Here is a 21,208-nt window from a genome sequence, read left to right on the forward strand (position 1 = left end):
ACTGCCTCCTTGGGAATGCGTTATTCATACGATAGCACTTCACGGATGGTCAGCCGCGCCGCCGACCGTGCGGGGACGGCGCTGGCAACCACCGAAAGCACCAGCACCGCGCCCAGCCACAGCACCACGCTCGTGGGGGTAAAGGTGAGGGTGGCGGGGGCTTCGAACAGCGCGTAACTGATGGAATTGGCAAGAAGTTTGCTGATGGGCAGGGCGGAGAGGACGCTCAGCGCCCAGGAAATCAGCCCGATGAGCATGCCTTCGCCCAGGACGATGTTCAGCACGTGGCGGTCGTCCGCGCCGATGGCGCGCATCACGCCAATTTCGCGGGTGCGTTCCAGCACGTTCATGCTCATGGTGCCCATCAAGCCGATACTGCCCACGGCGGCAATCAGCGCCGAGAGCAACAGCAGGACGGCGGTGAGGATGTTCAAGCCGTTGGCGGAGATTTCCTTCAGCCGCAAGCCCGCGGTGACCTCGTCCACGCGGTAGCCGCGGTCTTCCAGCAGTTGCTCCACGCGCCTGCCAAATTCTTTTTGCTCTTCCAGCGTCAGGTTGGGGTTGGTGGAAAGCACGCGCACGTTGGTAAAACGCCCGCCCTGATGAATCTCCGCGCCGAGGGCTTCGCCGTTGGCATATGAAAGGAAGCCAGCGCTCTTGCCCACCAGTTGGAAGATGCCCACCACCGTCCACTCGCGCTCGCGGTCGTTGATGCGCAGGCGGATGGTGTCGCCGGGGCTCAGGTCGGGCAGAAGGTCGAGGAAGCGCTCGCTGACGGCAATGGCGTAGCGGTCGCCGGGCTGAATCCAGCGCCCGCTGAGCAGGATGGGGCGCACCATCTGACTGCCCTCGGGCGGGGCAATCACGGTAATGCTCTCACCTGTGCCGTTGGGCAGAACCAGTTCGGCGCGCGCGCCGTTCCAGCCTTCCACCACGCTTACATCGGGCAGGCTCATCAGGTCGTGGCGCACTTCGCTCAGGCGGTAGGGCACTTGAAAGGTGATGCTGACGTCTGCCAGGAAGTAGTAGCGCAGGCGCTCGATGTAGTTCTGCAGAGAGACGCGCGTGTTCAGCGTGGCGATGAAGATGGCGCCGCCCAGCGTCAGGGTGATGAGGGTGAGAATCAGGCGCAGGCGCTTGCGGAAGGTGTTGCGCAGGGAGATGAGCAGAGGACGCGAAAGCCCGCGAATCTGACGCAGGCGGCGCATCAGACGCCCTTCGCGCAGTGCCGCACTCTGCGGGGCAACACCGCTGAGGGCTTCGCGTACGCTGATGTTGGCGGCGCGCAGGATGGGCGCACTGCCTGCCAGAGCAGGCACTGCCAGCGCCAGAATGCCCATCCACAGGCGCGTTTCGGGTAGCAGTTGCGGTTCTGCCAGCGGGGTGTTGATGCCGCCGTGAAGCAGGTTGAGGAACACCCCCGTCATCCAGCGGGTGGGCGCCAGCGAGAGGGCAAAGGCAATCAAGCCGTACAGTTCGATGAGGCTCAGGTACAGCAGGGCAATCTGCCCGCTGGTTGCACCGACCGATTTCATCACCCCAATCTGCTGAACCTGCTGAGCCAGCAGGGCTTGCAGGGTGTTGGTGATGAGAAAACCGCTTAAAAACAGCACCAGCAGGCTGAGCAGGATGAGGATGCTGGAGAGGGCTTCGGTGTAGTTGCTGTTGGGGTGGTCGTGGCGTCCGTTGACAGCATAACTGATCACCACATGCCCGTTGCTTTCCAGTTCATCGGCAACCTGCCGTCCCAACTGGCGCAGGTAGTCGGGGTTGTCGGCATCGCGGCTGGCGGTGACGTACACCAGATTGATGCAGGGGTCAATCTCCAGCCATTCCAGCGTCTCCCAGGTGGTGAAGGCTTGGGCGGGGGCAAGGAAGAAACCGCCGTCGGCGCGCGATGCGCCAATGGTCTGATCCTGCACCACCGCGCTCATCGGCACGCGGCGTACCCTGCCCGAGGGCAGTTGAATCTCCACCGTGCGGTCGGGGAAGACGGTCAATTCTTTGAGTTTGTACTGGTCAATGGCAACAGTGCGCTCGGCGGGCGGGTAAGTGCCCTGCATCACCAGCACCTGATTGATTTCCTTCTCGGCGTAGTCGGGCGGGGCAAGCACGCTCAGGCGCACCCAGTCGCCTTCGTTGTTGCGGATGCGCAGGGTGGCACTGTGCATGCCTTCTACCTGCGCCACGCCATCCAGTCGGCGCAGTGGCTCCAGATCGACCTCTCTGAGGGGCGAGGTGTAGAGGATGACGTTGGCGGGGTTGACGGCGGCGTAGTTGTTCGCCATCAGTTGGGCGGCTTGCAGGCGAGTGTTGTTAATGGCGCCCATGGCAAACAGCCCGACGGCAATCGAGAGGATGACCAGCACCGAACGGGTGGGATTGCCGATAAAGTCGGAGAGAATCTTCTGCCAGCGGGGGGGAATCATGCTCGTTTCTCCGTCACAGGGGCAAGGGATGCGCGCGCGCCGCTCTGCGCCAGCCAGGTTTCCCACGCCTCGGCGGGGATTTCCAGCCAGGCGCTGTCTTCGAGGGCTTGCAGGCGCAGGGGGGTGTGGAAAGCCACATCCTGCGCGGTGAGGGCTTGCGCTGGGCGCAGTTCCCGCCACAGGATTTCGCCGCGGCGGGCGGGCTTCCACAGCGCCAGTTTGCCCTGCGTCAGCACCAGCAAGCCGGGCGCGTAAGGCGGAAGGGTGAGGCTTTCGCCTCTGGAGAGCGTCTGCGGGCGGGCAAGGTGCGTCAACTGCAGTAACTGCGGGTGGGAGAGGTGCGGCAGGGCTTGGGCGATGAAGGGGTTGACGATTTCGCCGTCTGAAAGCAGGATGGTGCGCTGAGTGCGCTTGACCAGCGCGGGGTCGTGGGTGACGATGACCACCGTCTTGCCGCGCGCCACCAGGCCGTCAAACAGCGCCAGCACGCCCTCGGCGGTGCGCTCGTCAAGGTTGCCGGTGGGTTCATCGGCAACGATGAGCGGCGGGTCGTTTGCCAGGGCGCGGGCAATGGCGGCGGCTTGCTGTTGTCCGCCGGAGACGGCGCCGGGCAGTTTATCCACCATGTCGCCCAAGCCCACCTGCTCCAGCAGGGCACGGGCGCGCCCTTCGCGCTCGGCGGGGGGGTAGCGGTTGCAGAAATCCATGGGGAGCATGACGTTTTCCAGCAGGGAGAGCATGGGGAGCAGTTGGAAAAACTGGAAGACGATGCCGATGGTCACGCCGCGCCAGCCCGCCAGTTGACTTTCGGAGAGGCGGTGCGGTTGCGTGCCTGCCACCGTCACCGTGCCGGAAGTGGGGTGGTCAATGCCGGTGATCATGTTGAGCAGGGTGGACTTGCCGCTTCCCGATTTGCCCACAATGCTGACGTACTCGCCGGGCTGGATGTCGAGGTAGATGTGCTTCAGCACCATCACCTCACCGCCGGGGGCGGGGAAGGTCTTGACCACATCCTGCAGGGAGATGTAGGGGGCGGCGGGGGCGTTCATGGGGCGGGCGTCCTTTCTTCCACCGGGCAGGAATGCACCAGCCCGCCTTCCAGGCGGAAACAGCGCGACGCCAGCGGCATCAGGCTCAGGTCGTGGGTGACCATGAGGATGGTCTTGCCCTGGCGCGCCAGGTTGAGGAAGATTTCCAGAATGGTAGCGGCAGTGATGGAATCGAGCCTGCCGGTGGGTTCATCGGCGATGATGAGCGGTGGGTCGTTTGCCAGCGCGCGGGCAATGGCAACACGCTGTTGCTGTCCGCCGGAGATGGCAGAGGGCAGTTTGTGGGCGTGTTCTTCCAGTTCCACCATGCGCAGAAGTTCCAGCGCGCGCTGAGGACTGCGCCGCGGGTGGTACAGCCCGCACACATCCATGGGGAGCATGACGTTGTGGAGCAGGCTGAGGGTGGGCATGAGGTAAAAGGACTGGTAAACGATGCCCACGTTGCGCCCGCGCCAGCGCGCCCGCTGATTCTCGTTGAGGCGGTGCACGTTGACGCCATCAAACCACACCTCGCCCGCGGTGAGCGGGTCGATGCCGGCAATCATGTTAATCAGGGTGGTCTTGCCCGAGCCGGATTTGCCGTAGATGAGGACAAACTCGCCGGCGTATACTTCCAGGTCAATGCCTTTGAGCACTTCCAGGGGCTGATCGCCGGAAAGGTAGGTCTTGCGCACCTGCTTTAACGTGAGGATGGGGCTGGTATTCATGGTGAACACTGAGTATAATAATGGACAGAGTGTTTATGATTATAAGAGCAATTGACAGACTGTCAAGACAAGAGGTGATACAAGCCCTCGGCAGGGCTTGGCATACGGAGATCCATAGAGGACAAACCACGATGAAAGGACGCATGATTGCATGAGCGAAAATCTCCCTGCCCTTCCGCGCCAGGATCGGCGCATCTCGCGCACCCGCCGGCAACTGCGCGAAGCCCTCATGGCGCTCATCCTCGAAAAGGGCTACGATGCCGTCACCGTCGAGGATATTGCCGCCCGCGCGGATGTGGGGCGTACCACCTTCTACCTGCATTACCGCGACAAAGAGCATCTCTTTCTGGAAAGCATCACCCAGATTGCCGATGAACTTGCCGAGCAGATGTACGCGCTCTTTCCGCAGGGACAGGCGGTGCAGGAAGACCAGGTGGGCGATCACGCCATGCGTCCCATCGTGCTGGTATTCCGCCACGCCGCCGAGAACGCCGACCTGTACCGCGCCATGATGCGCGGCGAGGGCGGGCTGATTGCCATCACCCGCCTGCGCGAACTCTCTGCAAGTTATGCGCTGGAGTTCATGCGCCTGTTCCTGAAAGAGGCGCAAACTAGCCTTCCGCTGGAAGTGATTGCCAGTTACTTCGCCGCCAGTTTGCTGGGTACGCTCACCTGGTGGCTGGAAGCGGGCATGCCCTATCCGCCGGATGAGATGGCACACATGTTCCGCCGCCTTGCCATGCGCGGGGTGTGGGAAGCCCTGGGCGTCACCCCGCCGTCTTCTTCTGCCGGGCAAGAGGAAATCCAGCGCCTGCGTTAGAAAAATTGTCTTGCTCTCCCCAAAGAGTCAGACTTTGCCGGAATTGAGTTCTGGGAAGTGAGATTGTCCAGACTCTCAACATGGTTTGAATGCACCATTCCTCTTGAAAAAGCCTGTGTTTATTGTTTATAATTTTTCTAATATTACTCAAATATAAGATGTGAGATGAAACCGTTTTTTTCTTTATCGGTACTGCTTTTGAGCGCCGTTCTCATGCTGACAGCGTGTGCCGGTAGTGGCGAGATTCGCGCTATCCCTCTGACACCCCTGCCTTCTGCCACTCCATTGCCCACGTCCACCCCTCTGCCCACCGCTACCCCGGTGCCAATGCCTACCGAAGCGGCAACGTTGCCCGCCGAACGGGTGGAGTCCTGTCTGGTTGGACGCTGGATTGTGAGCGATGCCAGCCCTTATTTCCAGACGGCTTTCCAGGGTACGGATATCGTCTTGGGCGGTACCAGCGGGAACGCCTGGTATAACTTTGGAGAAGCGGGCATTTTCCTGCTGGAAGCCATCCAGTTCGCTCAATCGGCGGCTGTCAAAACGGACGTGGGGGAAGTCCCCGTGGATGTGGTGATGGACGGGATTGCCCTGGCTCGCTACCGGGTTGAGGGGGATAAGGTGTTCTTCCGCGAGCAATCGGTGACCAGTCTGGTCTTCCAGGTGGAAGCATTTGGCGAAACGTTGGGCCTGGATCCGGCGGGATTGCTGGGAGATGCCGCGGCGGGAGAAACCGCTTTCCTGTTTGAGTGTGTCGGCGCCGACCGGCTTCTGCTCACCCCGCCGTTGGACAATTATGGCGTCTTTCCCCTGGTGCTGGAGCGCTATCCGTGAGGTAGTGTGCCAGGAGGTCTTCATCCCGTGGGGGTAAATTTTCCGCTTTTCATCGGTCTTTTGGCGCATGGAAAGGATGACGAGTCCTCAGGAGCAACCCGGGGCTGAATCTGGGTCTGTCTTCCGTCTTGTCGCTCACTTTTTGCCCGTGTCTTCTGCCGTTTCATCACCTTGCGAAGGTGTAACTTTGCAAATCTGTAAAACCTGAAATCTTCCATTGGAGTAATATAGAATTATTTCTGAGTTGAAACGAGGGGAAAATGCAAATGCAAGTGAACGAGCGGGTCAAAGGTCCCTACAAACAGTGGCTGGATCATCTCTTTGATGGGGTGTATGTGGTGGATATGCATCGGCGCATCCAGTACTGGAATGCGGCGGCGGAGGAATTGACCGGTTACACCGCGGGGGAGGTGTGCGGCACGAGATGCTCGGATAACATTCTGGAACATGTGGATTTTGCCGGCAAAGCCCTGTGCAAAGAGGGCTGTCCACTCCATGCCACCCTGCAGGATGGTCAGCGGCGCGAAGCCCTGGTTTTTCTGCACCACAAAAACGGTCACCGCGTGCCGGTGCATATCCGTGTATCCCCTCTGTATGACGATGAGGGAAAGGTGACTGGCGCAATTGAAGTCTTCAGCGATCACTCCCAGCACCTGACCATAGCGAAGGAACTGGAGCATTACAAGCAGGAAAGTTTGCTTGACCCGCTGTTACGCATCGGCAACCGCCGTTACGCCCAGATGGTCTTTCAGGTGCGCCAGTACGAGTATGGAGTGACCCAAACGCCCTTTGGCGCGCTGATGCTGGACCTGGATTTGTTCAAGCACGTCAACGATACCTACGGACATCATGTGGGTGACCTGGTGCTGAAGATGGTGACTCAGACCATCGTGCGCGTCCTGCGCGGCTCGGATGCCCTCTTCCGCTGGGGTGGGGACGAGTTCCTGGCGTTCCTGCCTGCCATTACCTCGGGGGGATTGCTGGTGGCTTCCGAGCGTATTCGTTCCATGGTGGAAGCCAGTTTTGTCATGGTGGAAGGACAACGCATTCAGACGACCCTCTCTGTTGGGGCGACGCTGGCCGTGCCGGAGGATACGCTGGAGAGTTTGGTGGAGCGCGCCGACCTCTTGCTGTACCAGAGCAAGCAAAAGGGCGGCAACCACTGTACGGTGGAGGAACGCTTTCCTCATAATGGGGGGAAGTAATGGGGGGAAATCGGCGAGAATCACCGTTGCAAAAATGCAAAAATTTGACTATAATAGGTAACGCGAATGGGCGGTTAGCTCAGTTGGTTAGAGCGTCGCGTTGACATCGCGAAGGTCGTAGGTTCGAGTCCTATATCGCCCACCTGAAAGAACGCGCAGACCGGGACGAGTACCCGGCAAAGCCCCGACAGGGACGGATGCCCGCAGACTGAGAGGCATTCGCGGAGGACAGCCGGAGAAAACCACCCGCGAGCGGCTGGCTGAACGGCAAACGCCCAGTAAGCCCAGACGGATTGCCCCGTTATCGGCGTACCAGAGATGACCGGCTCAACGGTCAAACTGGGTGGAACCGCGTGCAGACTTTTGCCCGCCCCAGACTTGGGGCGGGTGTTTTGTTTCAGGTCAAGGAGGTTGGTATGCTCTCGAAGGCGCAAGAACGGTATGAAGATTCCCACATCTTCCGCGTTCGGCATTCCTGCTCGCACATCATGGCGCAGGCGGTGCTGGAACTGTTCCCCAATGCCAAGTACGCTATCGGTCCCGCCATTGAGGATGGCTTTTACTACGATTTCGACCTGCCCCGCACCCTCACGCCAGAGGATTTGGAGCACATCGAAAAGCGCATGAAAGAAATCATCAAGGGCAATCACGACTTCATCCGCCAGGAAGTCTCTGCCGAGGAAGCCCGGCAGATTTTCAAGGATCAGCCCTACAAGTTAGAGTTGATTGACGGGCTGGAAAAGGGCGAGGTGGACGAGGACGGCAATCCGCTTGAGGAAAAGCCGGTTATCTCTATCTACAAGCACGACAAATTCGTGGACCTGTGCCGCGGTCCGCACGTTGCCAACACCCGCGAAATCAACCCCAAAGCCGTCAAACTGATGCAGGTTTCTGGCGCTTACTGGCGTGGCGATGAACACAACCCCATGCTCCAGCGCATCTACGGCACGGCATGGGAGACGCCCGAGGAACTGGAGCAGTACCTGTGGCGTCTGGAAGAAGCCAAAAAGCGCGATCACCGCAAACTGGGCAAGGAACTGGACATCTACCTCTTCGACGATGAAATCGGTCCCGGCTTGCCGCTGTGGACGCCGCGCGGCGGCGCCATCATCGAGGAAATCGAGAAACTCGCCAAAGAGATGGAGTTCAAGTACGGCTACGAGCGCGTGCGCACCCCGCACCTTGCCAAAGAAGACCTGTACCTGCGCAGTGGTCACCTGCCCTACTATGCCGAGAGCATGTACCCGCCCATGGAACTGGAGGGCGTGCGTTACTACGTCAAGCCGATGAACTGCCCGATGCACCACAAAATCTTTGCCAGCAAGCCGCGCAGTTACCGCGAACTGCCAGTGCGCCTGGCGGAGTACGGCACCTGCTACCGCTACGAGAAGAGCGGCGAACTCTTCGGGCTGATGCGCGTGCGCTCCATGCAGATGAACGACTCGCATATCTACTGCTCCGAAGAGCAGTTTGAGCAGGAATTTGTGGGCGTGATTCATCTCTACCTGGAGTACTTCCGCCTGTTCGGCATTCAGGACTACCTGATGCGCCTGAGCACGCACCATCCGCGCGGACTGGGCAAGAAATACGTCAACAATCCCGAATTGTGGCGCAAGACCGAGGACATGGTGCGCAAGGCGCTGGACAACAACGGCATCCCCTACGTGGAGATTGCCGACGAAGCCGCTTTCTACGGTCCCAAGATTGATGTGCAGGTCAAGAGCGCCATTGGGCGCGAGTTCACCCTGGCGACCAATCAGGTGGACTTTGCTCAGCCGGAACGCTTCGACCTGAAGTTCATCAACGAGAAGGGCGAGGAAGAGCGCCCGCTGATTATCCACCGCGCGCCATTAAGCACCCACGAGCGCCTCATCGGCTTCCTGCTGGAGCATTACGCCGGGGCATTCCCGGTGTGGCTCTCGCCGGAGCAGGTGCGCATCATCCCCATCACCGATGCGCAGAACGAGTACGCCAAACAACTGGAGCGCCGTCTGCGGGCGCTGGAAGTGCGCGCCACTGCCGACCTGGACTCGGACCGCATGAACGCCAAGATTCGCAAAGCCCAACTGCTGAAGATTCCCTACATGCTGGTGGTGGGCGAGCGCGAAGCCCAAGCCGGAGCGGTGGCTCTGCGCAAGCGCGACGGCACGCAACAGACCCTCTCGGTGGATGAGTTTGTTGCCCTTCTGCAGGAAAAAATCTCCACCCGCGCCGCCGATTTGTAGAAACCGGGCTGGTTAGTGCTGTCCCCCCCCTCGCCCTTCAGGACAAAGGGCGAGGGGTTTTAATCTTCCATACCAACCGCGGGAGTTTTGTGTCACAATTAACCTGTCTGCATTCCTGATGGACCGGAGGCGGGTTCATGACTCTTCCTCAAGATTATCTGGAGCGGGTGTACGCCGGCGTGCTGGGCAAAATCATCGGCGTTTATCTGGGGCGCCCCTTTGAGGGCTGGACGTACGAGCAAATCCTTGAGCGGCTGGGCGAGATTCACTACTACGTGCATGACCGCCTGGGCGTGCCGCTGGTGGTCACCGATGACGACATCTCCGGCACGTTCACCTTCCTGCGGGCTTTGCCCGATTTCGGCAACACCTTTGACCTGACCGCCGAGCAAATCGGGCAGACCTGGCTCAATTACCTGGTGGAGAACCGCACGGTGTTGTGGTGGGGCGGGATGGGCAACTCCACCGAGCACACTGCCTACCTGCGCCTGAAGCACGGTATTCCCGCGCCGCGCTCCGGCTCGATGGCGCTGAACGGTAAGGTGGTAGCCGAGCAGATTGGCGCGCAGATTTTCATTGACGGCTGGGCGATGGTCTGCCCGGGCGAACCCGACCGCGCCGCCGAACTGGCGCGCCGTGCCGCGCAGGTGAGCCACGACGGCGAAGCCGTCTTTGCCGCGCAGGTACTGGCGGCGATGGAAGCCCTGGCGTTCGTTGAACCCGACCTCAACCGCCTGCTGGATGAAGCCGTGCGTCTCATCCCGGGCGATTCGCTCATCTACCGCCTGATTGCCGACCTGCGCCATCAGCGTGCCCGCACCGATGACTGGCGCGAAACGCTGGCTTTCATCTTCCGCCATTACGGCTATGACCGCTACGGCGGCAATTGCCACGTGATTCCCAACCACGCGCTGATTCACCTGAGCCTGCTTTACGGTGGGGATGACTTCCAGCGCGCCTTGAGCATTGTCAACACCGCCGGGTGGGATACCGACTGCAACTCGGGCAACGTGGGCTGTCTGCTGGGCATCAAGAACGGGCTGGCGGGCTTGGATGCCGGTCCTGACTGGCGCATGCCGGTTGCCGATGCCCTCTACCTGCCCACCGCCGAGGGCGGCTCGTGCGTCACCGATGCTCTGCAGGTGGCGCAGTGGGTGGCGGGGATTGGCTGTGCCCTGCACGGCGAGCCGGCTCCCAAACTCAAAGGGGGTGTGCGCTTTTCCTTCGACCTGCCGGGCGCTCTGCAGGGTTTTACCGCGCTGGAAGGCGCGCCGGTGAGGCTGGAGAACGTCTGTGGGTACAGCGAACGCGGACAGCGTGCACTGGCAATCCACTACGCTCACGTGGCGCCTGGGGTGCCGGCGCGGGTGGCGACGGCAACCTTCCTGCGCCCGGACGCTTTCCAGATGAAAACCTACGACTTGTTTGGCTGTCCCACCCTCTATTCCGGGCAGGTGGTGAGCGCCGAAGTGTGCGCCGATGAACGCAACGCGGCAGTCGCGCAGGCGCGCCTCTTTATCGAGGTGTACGACGAGGACGACCGCCTGGTGTCCATCCCCGCGCCGGTGCAGAGCCTGGCGCCGGGCGGGCGACAGCGCTGGACGTGGCAGATTCCCGACACGCAGGCACGTCCCATTGCGCGGGTGGGGCTGGAAGTGCTGGACAGCGCCCATACCCCCGGGACGCTGTACCTCGACTGGCTGGACTGGCAGGGCGCGCCGCAGGTCTGCCTGACCCGACCGGCACGGCGCGGACAAGCCTGGCAGTTGGCATGGGTTAATGCGGTGAGCCATCTGGACACCTCGAACGAGCCTCTGCGCCTGATTCAGGACGAGGGGCGCGGACTGCTGGCGCAGGGCACGCTCGATTGGCGCGATGTGGAAGCGCAGGCGGTCTGTACGCCGCATCTGGCGCGGGCGTTCGGGCTGGCGGTGCGCGTGCAGGGGCTGGAACGTTACTACGCGCTGGTGCTGGCGCATCCCGGCACGGCGCGGCTGATCTGCCGCTGGTACGGCAAGGATGAGGTGCTTGCCGAAGTCCCGCTGGCGTGGGACTGGGGGCAAACGTTCACCCTCTCCCTGCGCGCCGAAGGGGTGCGCCTGACCGCCCTGGTGGACGGCGTGCCAGTGTTGCAGGCAGAGGATGCCCGCCTGCAGGGCGGCGCGGTGGGACTGCTCATCGAGGAAGGACGCCTGGGGGTGGAGCAGGTGTGCGTGCGTGGCAGGCAGGTTTGAGTCTCCCGGTGGATGCGGGTCAATGGAATGGGGCAGAATCAAGCCTTTTTTGCTTCTGCAACCATTCTGTTCCGTGCCTTCTTTTGGTCTTTTTTTCCGAATCGGATGCAAATATGCTAAACTAATAGCGATGAAACCCCTGCGCTGGCTGAACGCCGTGATTGGGGTGTTCCTGCTGGTGCTGGCAGGCGCCCCGATTCTGCCTGCCCGCGCGGAAGATTTCCCCCCCGACGAACCCGAACGCAAAGCCCTGATTACGGTGGAGTTCACCCGCTATTTCTGGTGGCTGGCGGAGTGGGAAGGCAATGAGGTGGTCTGCCGCCTGGCGGTAGAGCATGAAGGCATTCCCACCTACAACGAAATTGAAGGCTTGTGCGGTAAGAAGGTTGCTCAACGCTGGCTGGAAAGCAAGCCCTGCAACCTGGCAGAAACCCCCGCCGGGCTTTGTCCCGGCTTGTATGCCCTGGAGATTGGCTCTGAGCCTGCCAGCCGTGAGGTGGAAGTGACTCTGCCCCTGCCTTCGGTATGGATTCACCTGGAAGACTGCGCCCCTCTGCCCGGCGACCGCGCCTGTACGCGCATGCCTGTCCTGCGCCTGGAAGGACGCGAACCCCTGCCCAACGAGACCATTCTGAGCATTCAGGGCATCTTCAACGGCGAAGCCTTCACCTGCGCAGGGGCGGAGTGCCGCCTGCCGCTCCAGCCCACCGGTCAGGACGGCACGGTGATGGAGTTCTGGGCGGATTCCTCTTTTGGCGACTCCAGCGAGCATTACACGGCTCGCGTGCGCGTCCTGCCCTGGGGTGATTTCATGGACCCCGACGGCGGGGGGCGCGATGCCAGACTGTGGTACGTGGACATCCTTTCCACGCAGTACACCGATGGCGAGATTGCCGCCTGTGCTTTCACCTGGCAATCCTTCCCCGATGTGAATGGCCCGCCGCAGTGGCTCACCACCCCGCCAAGCATCGAAGACCTGCGGACTGATACCGGCTTTTACTACCTTGCCGGGGCGCTCATCCAGAATGGACTGGTGGATACCAGCGCCTGCCTGGACGGCGGGCTGACGGCGGTAAATGTAGCCTCGGCTTGCGGGGTGGAAGCGGCGCGCCCTCTGCTCACCGAGTGGCAGAACCGCTTTGACGGTGAAATCTGGCAGGCGGCGCAGGACACGGGCGTCCCCGCGCGGTTGCTGAAGAACGTCTTTGCCCGCGAGAGTCAACTCTGGCCCGGGGTGTTCCACACCACCCGGGAAGCCGGGCTGGGGCAGTTGACCGAAAAAGGTGCGGATACCATCCTCTTGTGGAATCCGGAATTCTTCCGCCAGTTCTGCCCGCTGGTGTTGCATCAAAGCACCTGCGATTTGGGCTTTGGCAACCTCAAAGCCGCAGAGCAAGCCCTGCTGCGCGGAGCGCTGGTGCGCAAGGTGAATGCGTCCTGTCCGGATTGTCCCACCGGCATTGACATCTCCGAGGCGCAGTACAGTGTGCGCGTTTTTGCCGAGGGTTTGCTGGCAAACTGCGAGCAGACCGGGCGCATCCTGCGCAACCTGACCGGCATGGAGCCCGGGCGGTTGAGCCGTTACGATGATCTGTGGCGCTTTACGCTGGTGAATTACAATGCCGGGGCGGGCTGTCTCTCCACGGCGGCGCGGCGCGTGCTGAACAACGGCGAGGCGCTGACCTGGGAGAACCTTGCCGCGCAGTTAGACCCCGCCTGTCAGGGGGCAATTGGCTACGTGGAAGACATCAGCGGGGAGCGGCGCATCCTGCCCACGCCGACGCCCTGGCTGGGCGGCGCTCCCATTCAGGTGACCCCGCCGCGCGTGCTGGCAACGCCCACGCCCGCGCCGCTCTTCCCCACCGTTACGCCGACGGCGCAACCCACCCCCTCGAACGGTACACCCACCCCCACGCTTGAAGGCTATCTGTCCCCGTAAAAAATCCGCTTTGAGGGGTGTGCCTGGGTGTCCTTGTGCAGTACTCTCACAGCGAGACCCGCGTCAGCGGGTCGAAGCAATCTCCCTGTGAGTGCATAAACTTACCGACTCTGTGGGAGGTTGCTTCGCCTCTTCGGGAGTGATGTGCAATCGCCACCGCGCTCTGAGCCTGCCGAAAGGCGCGGAAAAGTACCGCGAAGGCGCAAAGGACGTGAAGAGAAGGAGAGCGTGCGCCTCGGCTCGGCGAACGGGTACGCTTTGACTTCGGCGGAGATACAACTGCCCCTGCGCTACCAATCATCCGCAAAAATGTGACATCCGTCACTTTGTCTGACAATTGACTTTTATTGCGATTCCCGTTAAACTGAATAAAATCCTGAATTTGTCTAATCAATCTTTCAAAAACATGACCACTCTGCTGGTAAAGAACATCTCGTTTCTTGTGACCATGGACGGCGCCCGACGGGAAATCGTCAACGGCGCCATTTTTGCCCGCGACGGCATCATCGAACAGGTCGGGCAAACGGCTGACCTGCCCGCCACAGCGGATCGGGTGCTGGATTTAAACGGCTACATCGTCTTCCCGGGGCTGATTAACACCCATCACCACTTCTATCAAACCCTCACCCGCGTGGTGCCGGCGGCGCAGGATGCCAACCTGTTCAACTGGCTGAAGACGCTCTACCCCATCTGGGCGCGCCTGACCCCTGAAGATATCTACATCTCCACCCAAACCGCGCTGGCGGAACTGGCGCTTTCGGGATGTACCACCGCCTCGGATCACCTGTACCTTTACCCCAACGGCTCGCGCCTGGACGACGAGATTGCCGCGGCGCGCGAAGTGGGTCTGCGCCTGCACGCCTCGCGCGGCTCGATGAGTCTGGGCGAGAGCAAGGGCGGTTTGCCCCCCGACAGCGTGGTGGACAGCGAAGAACACATCCTGCGCGATTCTCAGCGCCTCATCGAGCAGTACCACGACCCCAAGCCGGGTTCGATGGTGCAGATTGTCCTGGCGCCGTGTTCGCCCTTCTCCGTCACCGGCGACCTGATGCGCGAAAGCGCCGTGCTGGCGCGTCAGTACGGGGTGCATCTGCACACCCATCTGGCAGAGACGCAGGATGAAGAGGTCTTCTGCCTGCAAAAGTTCGGCATGCGCCCGGTGGAGTACATGGAATCGCTCGGCTGGGTAGGTAATGACGTCTGGTTTGCCCATGCCGTGCATGTCAACCCGGCGGAGATTGAGGTCTTTGCCCATACCGGATGCGGCGTAGCGCACTGCCCCTCATCCAATATGCGCCTGGCAAGCGGCATTGCCCCGGTGATGCCCTACATCAAGGCGGGCGTCAAGGTGGGCTTGGGCGTGGATGGCTCGGCATCCAACGACGGCTCGCACATGCTAGAGGAAGTGCGCCAAGCCATGCTGCTGGCGCGCCTCTCGGCGGGCTTGCAGGGCGCTTCGCTCTCCGGGCAGGATGCACCCCCGCTGATGACCGCGCGGCAGGCGCTGGAACTGGGCACGCGCGGCGGCGCGGCGGTGCTGGGACGAAACGATATCGGCGCGCTGGAAGCGGGCAAATGCTGTGACTTTGCCGCCATCCGTCTGGACCGCCTGACGTATGCCGGCGCGCAACACGACCCGGTAGCGGCGCTGGCGTTCTGCGCTCCGCAGAACGTGGATATCCTCTCGGTGGGCGGTAATCTGGTGGTCGAGGACGGTCAACTGCGCACGGTGGACGTGCCTCGACTGGTGGAGCGGCACAACCGCGCCGCCCAGCGATTGGTGACCGGCGAGGCATGAATTTCAAACCCCAAAGGTGTTCCCTTTGGGGTTTCTTTCAACCGCTATGGTGGAAAGGCAGGTGAAACGCATGAGTCAGTCCTTTCGCTTAATCAGCACCCGCACGCTGGTAGACTGCGCCATGGGGCGCGTCCCGGCGGATCTGGTGGTGCGCAATGCCCGCTGGGTAAGCGTGCAGAGCGGCGAAATCCTGCCCCATACCGAAGTTGCCGTCAAAGACGGGCGCATTGCCGCCGTGGGCGAGGATGTGCGCCAAACCATCGGACCCAACACCCGCGTGCTGGATGCGCAGGGGCGCTATCTGGTGCCGGGTTTGCTGGATGCGCACATGCACGTGGAATCGGGCATGCTTTCGGTGGCGCAGTTCGTGCGCGCGGTCCTGCCGCACGGCACGACCGGCATGTTCATTGACCCGCACGAGATTGCCAACGTGCTGGGCTTGCGCGGTGTGCGCCTGATGGTAGAAGAAGCCCTGCTCCAGCCCATCCATGTCTTTGTGCAGGTGCCTTCCTGCGTGCCTTCCGCCCCCGGTTTGGAGACAGCCGGCGCGGTGCTGGGGGCTGAGGAAATCCGCGAAGCCCTCTCGTGGGAAGGCGTCATTGGGCTGGGCGAGATGATGAATTACCCCGGTGTGCAGTACTGTGATGAGGACGTGCACGCCAAACTGGAAGCCACCCGCCAAGCCGGCAAGGTCATCGGCGGACATTACCCGAGCCCTCTGCTCAACCACGAATTTGCCGCTTACGCCGCCGGAGGCGCCATGGACGATCACGAAGGCACGCGCCTGGAAGACGCCCTGGCGCGGGTGCGCAACGGCATGCGCGCCATGCTGCGCTTTGGCTCGGCGTGGCACGATGTCAAGGAACAGGTGCGTGCCATCACCGAGATGAATCTTGACCCGCGTTACTTCCTGCTCTGCACCGACGACTCGCACTCCGCTACCCTCATCCAGGAAGGACACATGGACCGCGTCCTGCGCCATGCCATTGCTCAGGGCTTGCCGCCCATGACGGCGATTCAAATGGCAACCCTCAACACCGCCGAGCATTTCGGCGTCAGCCGCGAGATGGGCATGATTGCCCCCGGACGCTGGGCAGATATGCTGCTGGTGAGCGACCTGGTCAACTTCAGTGTGGAGATGGTCATTGCCAAAGGGCAGGTGGTGGCGCAGGACGGCAAACTGCTGGTGGAGCCGCCCGCCCTGCATTACCCCGACTGGGCACTGCGCACCGTGCATTTGCCGCGCGCGCTCACCGCGGTGGATTTCCGCCTGCCCGCCGACGACAGCCGTACCACCGCCAACGTCATCGGCATCATCGAGAATCAAGCCCCCACCCGCCACCTGCACATGAACGTGCGCCCGGTCAACGGCGAAATTCAGGTGGATTTGAGCCGCGATCTGGCAAAGGTGGCGCTGGTGGAGCGTCACCGCCCCAGCGGCAAGGTGCAGGTGGGATTGGTGCACGGCTTCGGTTTTACCCAGCCCTGCGGCATTGCCTCAACGGTTGCCCACGACAGCCATCAGATGATTGTCATCGGCACGGACGAGGAAGACATGGCGTGCGCCGCCAACCGTCTGATGCAGACTGGCGGTGGTCAGGTGGTCATCTCGCGGGGCGAGATTCTCGGCGAGGTGCAACTGCCCATCGCCGGGCTGATCTCCAGCGCGCCCGCCGAGCAGGTTGCCCGTCAAGCCGAAAGCGTGCTGGAAGGCTTCCGCGCCTGCGGATGCCATCTCAACAACCCCAACATGCAGATGAGCCTGCTGGGACTGGTGGTCATTCCTGAACTGCGCATTTCCGATCTGGGACTGGTGGACGTGCGCCGCTTCCAGATCATTGATGTGCTGGAATAAAAGAGAGAGGGATTGGAGAGAGATGGAACTCAATGGAAAGAACACCCATCCGTATCAGCGCCTGCAGGATCAACTGGCGCAGTTAATTGCCGCCACCCCGCCAGGCGGACGCTTGCCCGCCGAGCCGGAACTGGCAAGGCAGTTGAACGTCTCGCGGGCAACCCTGCGCGAAGCCATGCGCTCGTTCGAAGGACAGGGCTTGATTCGCCGCCGTCAGGGCGTGGGGACGTTCGTCGTCGGTCAGCCGGCGGTGATTGAAACCGGGCTGGAAGTGCTGGAGAGCATCGAGACGCTGGCGCACCGCATGGGCATGGATGTTTCCATGGGTGACCTGAACATCCGCGAGGTGAACGCCAACCCGGAAGAAGCCGCCCTGTTCGATGTGCCGCAGGGAACGCCGCTGGTGCAGGTGCGCCGCACCATCCACACCGCCGGGCGTCCGGTTGCCTATCTGGTGGATATCCTGCCGGAAGACGTGCTCACCCCGCAGGATCTGGAACGCGGCTTTACCGGTTCTGTGCTGGATTTGCTCCTGCGGCGCGGTTCGCCCATGCTGACGCGCTCGGTGGCGGAGATTCAAGCCGTTGCCGCCGATGCCAAAGTGGCGCGCTGGCTGGAAATTCAGCGCGGCGATGTCCTGCTGATGTTCAAGGCGCGCCTGTATAGCGCCGAAGAACGCATGATTGACCTTTCCTACAGTTTTTTCCTGCCCGGCTACTTTCGCTTTCAGGTCGTCAGACGGGTAGGCAATTGAACGCAACAAAGGAGCAATATGGTAGAGTCTCACGTTGTGCAATTGATTCAAGAACGGGTGCGCACTGCCGAAGAGGATATCATCCGCTTCCTGCGCGAAATTTGCGCCATTCCCAGCATGGAATCGCAGATTGGTCCCGTCGGCGAGCGCATCGGCGCGGAAATGCGCAAACTGGGCTTTGACGAAGTGCGCTTCGACAAGATGGGCAACATCCTCGGGCGCATCGGCAACGGTCCCAAAGTGCTGGTGTACGACTCGCACATCGACACCGTAGGCGTGGGCGACCCAGCCGAATGGCCCTACGACCCCTTCGAGGGCAAAATTGAGAACGGCTGTCTGTATGCCCGCGGCGCGGTGGACGAGAAGGGCAGTACCCCCGGTATGGTCTATGGGCTAGCAATTGCCCGCGATTTGGGCTTGCTGGACGGCTGGACGGTATACTACTTCGGCAACATGGAAGAGTGGTGTGACGGCATTGCCCCCAATTCCTTCGTTGAAGTGGACCCCGGCGTGCGCCCCGATTTCGTCGTCATCGGCGAACCAACCATGATGAAGGTGTACCGCGGTCACAAGGGACGCCTGGAATTCAAGGTGACGGCGCGCGGCAAGAGCGCTCATGCCGCTTCCAACCACCTGGGCGATAATGCCATCTACAAACTTCTGCCGGTCATCGCCGGCATCCGCGACCTGGAGCCTGCGCTGGGCGATCATCCCTTCCTTGGACACGGCAAGATTACCGTGACGGATATGAAGGTGCGCACCGCCAGCATCAACGCCGTGCCCGACGAGGCGGTGATTTTCATCGACCGCCGCATGACCTTTGGCGAGACCAAAGAGCAGGTCATCGAACAGGTACGCGCGCTCATCCCCGAAAAGGACCGCGAGAGTGTCACCATCGAAGAACTGTTCTACGACGAGCCTTCGTACACCGGCTTTGTCTTCCCGGTGGACAAGTACTTCCCCGCCTGGGCGCTGGACGAGGAGCATCCGCTGGTGCAGGCAGGACAAAAGACGCGCACGCTCATCGGCTTGCCCGAAGCGCCTTCCGGCAAATGGGATTTCAGCACCAACGGCATCTACTGGGCAGGCAAGGCGGGCATCCCCAGCATTGGCTTTGGTCCGGGCGACGAGCGCCTGGCGCACGCCATGGCAGAGCATGTCCCGCTGGCGGAAGTGGTCAAAGCCGCCGAGTTCTACGCCCTTCTGCCGCGCATCATTCAGGAGACAAAGTAGAATATCCAAACTTTCATTTTTAGGAGGATTTTGATATGCAGACCAATTTAAGAGGACGCGACTTCATCGGAGACCTGGATTTTTCCAAAGAAGAAGTCGAAACCGTGCTGGATGTGGCATGGGACCTGAAGCGCAAACGCGCGCTTGGCGAACCCCATCCCCTTCTGCGCGATAAAACCCTCGCCATGCTGTTCTTCTTCACCAGCACGCGCACCCGCGGATCGTTCGAGGCGGGCATGGCGCAGTTGGGCGGTCATGCCGCGTTCATTGACTCCGACACCACGCAAATTGCCCACGGCGATACTGCCAAGGAAATCGGCGAGATTTTCGGGCGCTACTTTGACGGCATTGCCATCCGCCAGTGCGACTGGCAGTTCGGCAACAAGTACATCAACGAGGTTGCCCGCTACTCCCGCGTGCCGGTGCTGAACATGCAGGACGACATTTACCACCCCTTCCAGTGCCTGGCAGACCTGATGACCATCATGGAGAAGAAAGGGCGCGACCTGCGCCGCCGCAAGATTGTCGTCTCGTGGGCGTATGCCGCTTCGTACAGCAAGCCCATCTCCGTACCGCAGTCGCTCATCCTGCAGTTGACCCGCTTTGGTGCGGATGTGGTGCTGGCGCATCCCCCCGAGTTTAAACTGATGCCCGAAATCGTTGAAATGGCGCGCGAGAACGCCCGCAAGTACCACTCCGGCTTCGAAATCGTCCACGACATGGACGAAGCCTTCAAGGATGCCGATGTGGTCTATCCCAAGTCCTGGGGTCCGCTGGTGACCACCACCGACAAGAACGAGGGCAAGGTGCTCATCGAGAAGTACCGCGACTGGATTACCGACCAGCGCCGTATGGACCTGACCAAAGAGGACAGCATTTACATGCACTGTCTGCCCGCCGACCGCAATCTGGAAGTGACCGATGAGGTCATTGACGGTCCGCACTCGGTGGTGTACGATGAGGCGGAAAACCGCCTGCACGTCCAGAAAGCCGTCATGGCGCTGACCATGTCGTAAGATGTTCAACTCAAAAAATTCATTGGGTGAGGAGTGAAGATGTCCAGGAAGAAAACCGCAGTCATTGCTATTGGTGGGAACTCGTTGATTAAAGACAACGCCCACCAGAAAATTGAAGATCAGTATCAAGCCGCGAAAGAGACCTGTTACCACATCGCCGACATGATTGAGGCAGGCTGGAACGTGGCAATCGGCCACGGCAACGGTCCGCAGGTCGGGTTGATTCTGCGCCAGTCCGAAGTTGCCGCCAAGGTCGAGCATCTGCCTGAAACCCCGCTGGATGTGTGCGGCGCCGAAAGCCAGGGCTTGATCGGCTACCTGCTCCAGCAGAACCTGCAGAACGAACTGTTCCGCCGCAAGATTCATCAGAACGTTGCCACGGTTATCACCCAGGTGCTGGTGGATAAGAACGATCCGGCTTTCCAGCACCCCACCAAGCCGATTGGCGGCTTCATGACCGAAGAAGAAGCCAAACGCAAAGCCGAAGAACTGGGCTGGACGGTGGTGGAAGATGCCGGGCGCGGCTGGCGGCGCGTGGTGGCTTCGCCCGACCCCAAAGAGGTGGTGGAACTGGATACCATCAAAGCCCTGATTGAGGCGGGCGTGATCGTCATCACCGTGGGCGGCGGCGGAATCCCCGTCATCGACAAGGGCGACGGCGACTATGTGGGCATTGCCGCAGTCATCGACAAGGACTTCGCTTCCAGCCTGCTGGCACAGGAAATCAACGCGGACATCTTCATCATCTCTACCGCCGTGGAGAAGGTAGCCCTCAACTACGGCAAACCCAACGAGAAACTGATTGACCGCATGACGGTTGCCGAAGCCAAGCAGTACATTCAGGAAGGACACTTTGCCAAAGGCTCCATGCTCCCCAAGGTGCAGGCGTGCATCCGCTACCTGGAAGCAGGCGGCAAGGAAGCCCTCATCACCAGCCCGGAGAACATCGGGCGGGCACTGCGCGGTGAAACCGGCACCTGGATTGTGCCATAGGATTGTGTCTTAACCTCAAACGAATGAGCAAACGGAGTCTTCTCTCGAAGGCTCCGTTTGTGTTTTTCGACAGGTTCACCAACCGCGCCCTGCCGCTGGCTGAGTGTGCCGAAGCCA

The 21,208-nt window shown here is 61.2% G+C and carries 15 protein-coding genes and 1 tRNA gene; 13 read left to right on the forward strand and 3 right to left on the reverse strand.

The annotated features are described in order from the left end of the window. Positions 1-20: 20 nt before the first annotated feature. From ANT_RS00555 to ANT_RS00565, 3 genes are read right to left on the reverse strand one after another with little or no spacing between them, the layout of a single operon-like run. Positions 21-2,429 (reverse strand): ABC transporter permease, encoded by a 2,409-nt coding sequence (locus ANT_RS00555; RefSeq protein ID WP_013558544.1) that lies wholly within the window; start codon positions 2,427-2,429, stop codon positions 21-23. Beyond that, positions 2,426-3,478 carry an ABC transporter ATP-binding protein gene (locus ANT_RS16760; protein WP_013558545.1) on the reverse strand — a complete coding sequence of 351 codons (1,053 nt, stop codon included), beginning with the start codon at positions 3,476-3,478 and terminating at the stop codon, positions 2,426-2,428. The genes ANT_RS00555 and ANT_RS16760 overlap by 4 nt, the downstream gene beginning before the upstream one ends. Next, positions 3,475-4,185, reverse strand: a complete 711-nt coding sequence (locus ANT_RS00565) for an ABC transporter ATP-binding protein (RefSeq protein WP_013558546.1) — start codon at positions 4,183-4,185, stop codon at positions 3,475-3,477. The genes ANT_RS16760 and ANT_RS00565 overlap by 4 nt, the downstream gene beginning before the upstream one ends. Before the next feature lie 151 nt (positions 4,186-4,336). Here ANT_RS00565 and ANT_RS15875 point away from each other — a divergent pair, with 151 nt between their 5' ends. From ANT_RS15875 to arcC, 13 genes are all read left to right on the forward strand, one after another. After that, a complete protein-coding gene (locus ANT_RS15875; protein WP_013558547.1) occupies positions 4,337-5,005 on the forward strand; it encodes a TetR/AcrR family transcriptional regulator in 669 nt (222 codons plus the stop codon). A gap of 165 nt (positions 5,006-5,170) precedes the next feature. Beyond that, positions 5,171-5,839 (forward strand): hypothetical protein, encoded by a 669-nt coding sequence (locus ANT_RS17650; RefSeq protein WP_013558548.1) that lies wholly within the window; start codon positions 5,171-5,173, stop codon positions 5,837-5,839. A gap of 260 nt (positions 5,840-6,099) precedes the next feature. Then, complete coding sequence (locus ANT_RS00580; protein ID WP_013558549.1) at positions 6,100-7,044, forward strand: sensor domain-containing diguanylate cyclase; 945 nt, start codon at positions 6,100-6,102, stop codon at positions 7,042-7,044. Positions 7,045-7,112: 68 nt separating this feature from the next. Continuing rightward, positions 7,113-7,186: transfer RNA gene (locus ANT_RS00585), tRNA-Val, on the forward strand. A gap of 274 nt (positions 7,187-7,460) precedes the next feature. Beyond that, positions 7,461-9,269, forward strand: coding sequence for a threonine--tRNA ligase (gene thrS, locus ANT_RS00590; RefSeq protein ID WP_041454444.1), 1,809 nt, complete (start codon positions 7,461-7,463; stop codon positions 9,267-9,269). A 137-nt stretch (positions 9,270-9,406) separates the two neighbouring features. Next, complete coding sequence (locus ANT_RS00595; protein ID WP_013558551.1) at positions 9,407-11,503, forward strand: ADP-ribosylglycohydrolase family protein; 2,097 nt, start codon at positions 9,407-9,409, stop codon at positions 11,501-11,503. Positions 11,504-11,633: 130 nt separating this feature from the next. Further along, positions 11,634-13,442: a hypothetical protein gene (locus ANT_RS00600; RefSeq protein ID WP_013558552.1), complete on the forward strand. Its 1,809-nt coding sequence runs from the start codon at positions 11,634-11,636 to the stop codon at positions 13,440-13,442. Between the two features lie 406 nt (positions 13,443-13,848). After that, positions 13,849-15,240: an 8-oxoguanine deaminase gene (locus ANT_RS00605; protein ID WP_013558553.1), complete on the forward strand. Its 1,392-nt coding sequence runs from the start codon at positions 13,849-13,851 to the stop codon at positions 15,238-15,240. A gap of 70 nt (positions 15,241-15,310) precedes the next feature. Beyond that, positions 15,311-17,095, forward strand: coding sequence for an adenine deaminase (gene ade, locus ANT_RS00610; RefSeq protein ID WP_041455134.1), 1,785 nt, complete (start codon positions 15,311-15,313; stop codon positions 17,093-17,095). Positions 17,096-17,117: 22 nt separating this feature from the next. Then, the gene (locus ANT_RS00615) at positions 17,118-17,849 is read left to right on the forward strand and encodes a GntR family transcriptional regulator (RefSeq protein ID WP_013558555.1); all 732 of its coding nucleotides are present in this window, start codon (positions 17,118-17,120) and stop codon (positions 17,847-17,849) included. An 18-nt stretch (positions 17,850-17,867) separates the two neighbouring features. Further along, a complete protein-coding gene (locus tag ANT_RS00620; protein ID WP_013558556.1) occupies positions 17,868-19,082 on the forward strand; it encodes a YgeY family selenium metabolism-linked hydrolase in 1,215 nt (404 codons plus the stop codon). Positions 19,083-19,117: 35 nt separating this feature from the next. Then, positions 19,118-20,098: an ornithine carbamoyltransferase gene (locus tag ANT_RS00625; RefSeq protein WP_013558557.1), complete on the forward strand. Its 981-nt coding sequence runs from the start codon at positions 19,118-19,120 to the stop codon at positions 20,096-20,098. 39 nt (positions 20,099-20,137) lie between these two features. Beyond that, entirely contained in the window at positions 20,138-21,091 is a 954-nt protein-coding gene (arcC, locus tag ANT_RS00630; RefSeq protein WP_041454447.1) for a carbamate kinase, read from the forward strand. Positions 21,092-21,208: the final 117 nt, after the last annotated feature.

The organism is Anaerolinea thermophila UNI-1 (assembly GCF_000199675.1).
Classification (GTDB): domain Bacteria; phylum Chloroflexota; class Anaerolineae; order Anaerolineales; family Anaerolineaceae; genus Anaerolinea; species Anaerolinea thermophila.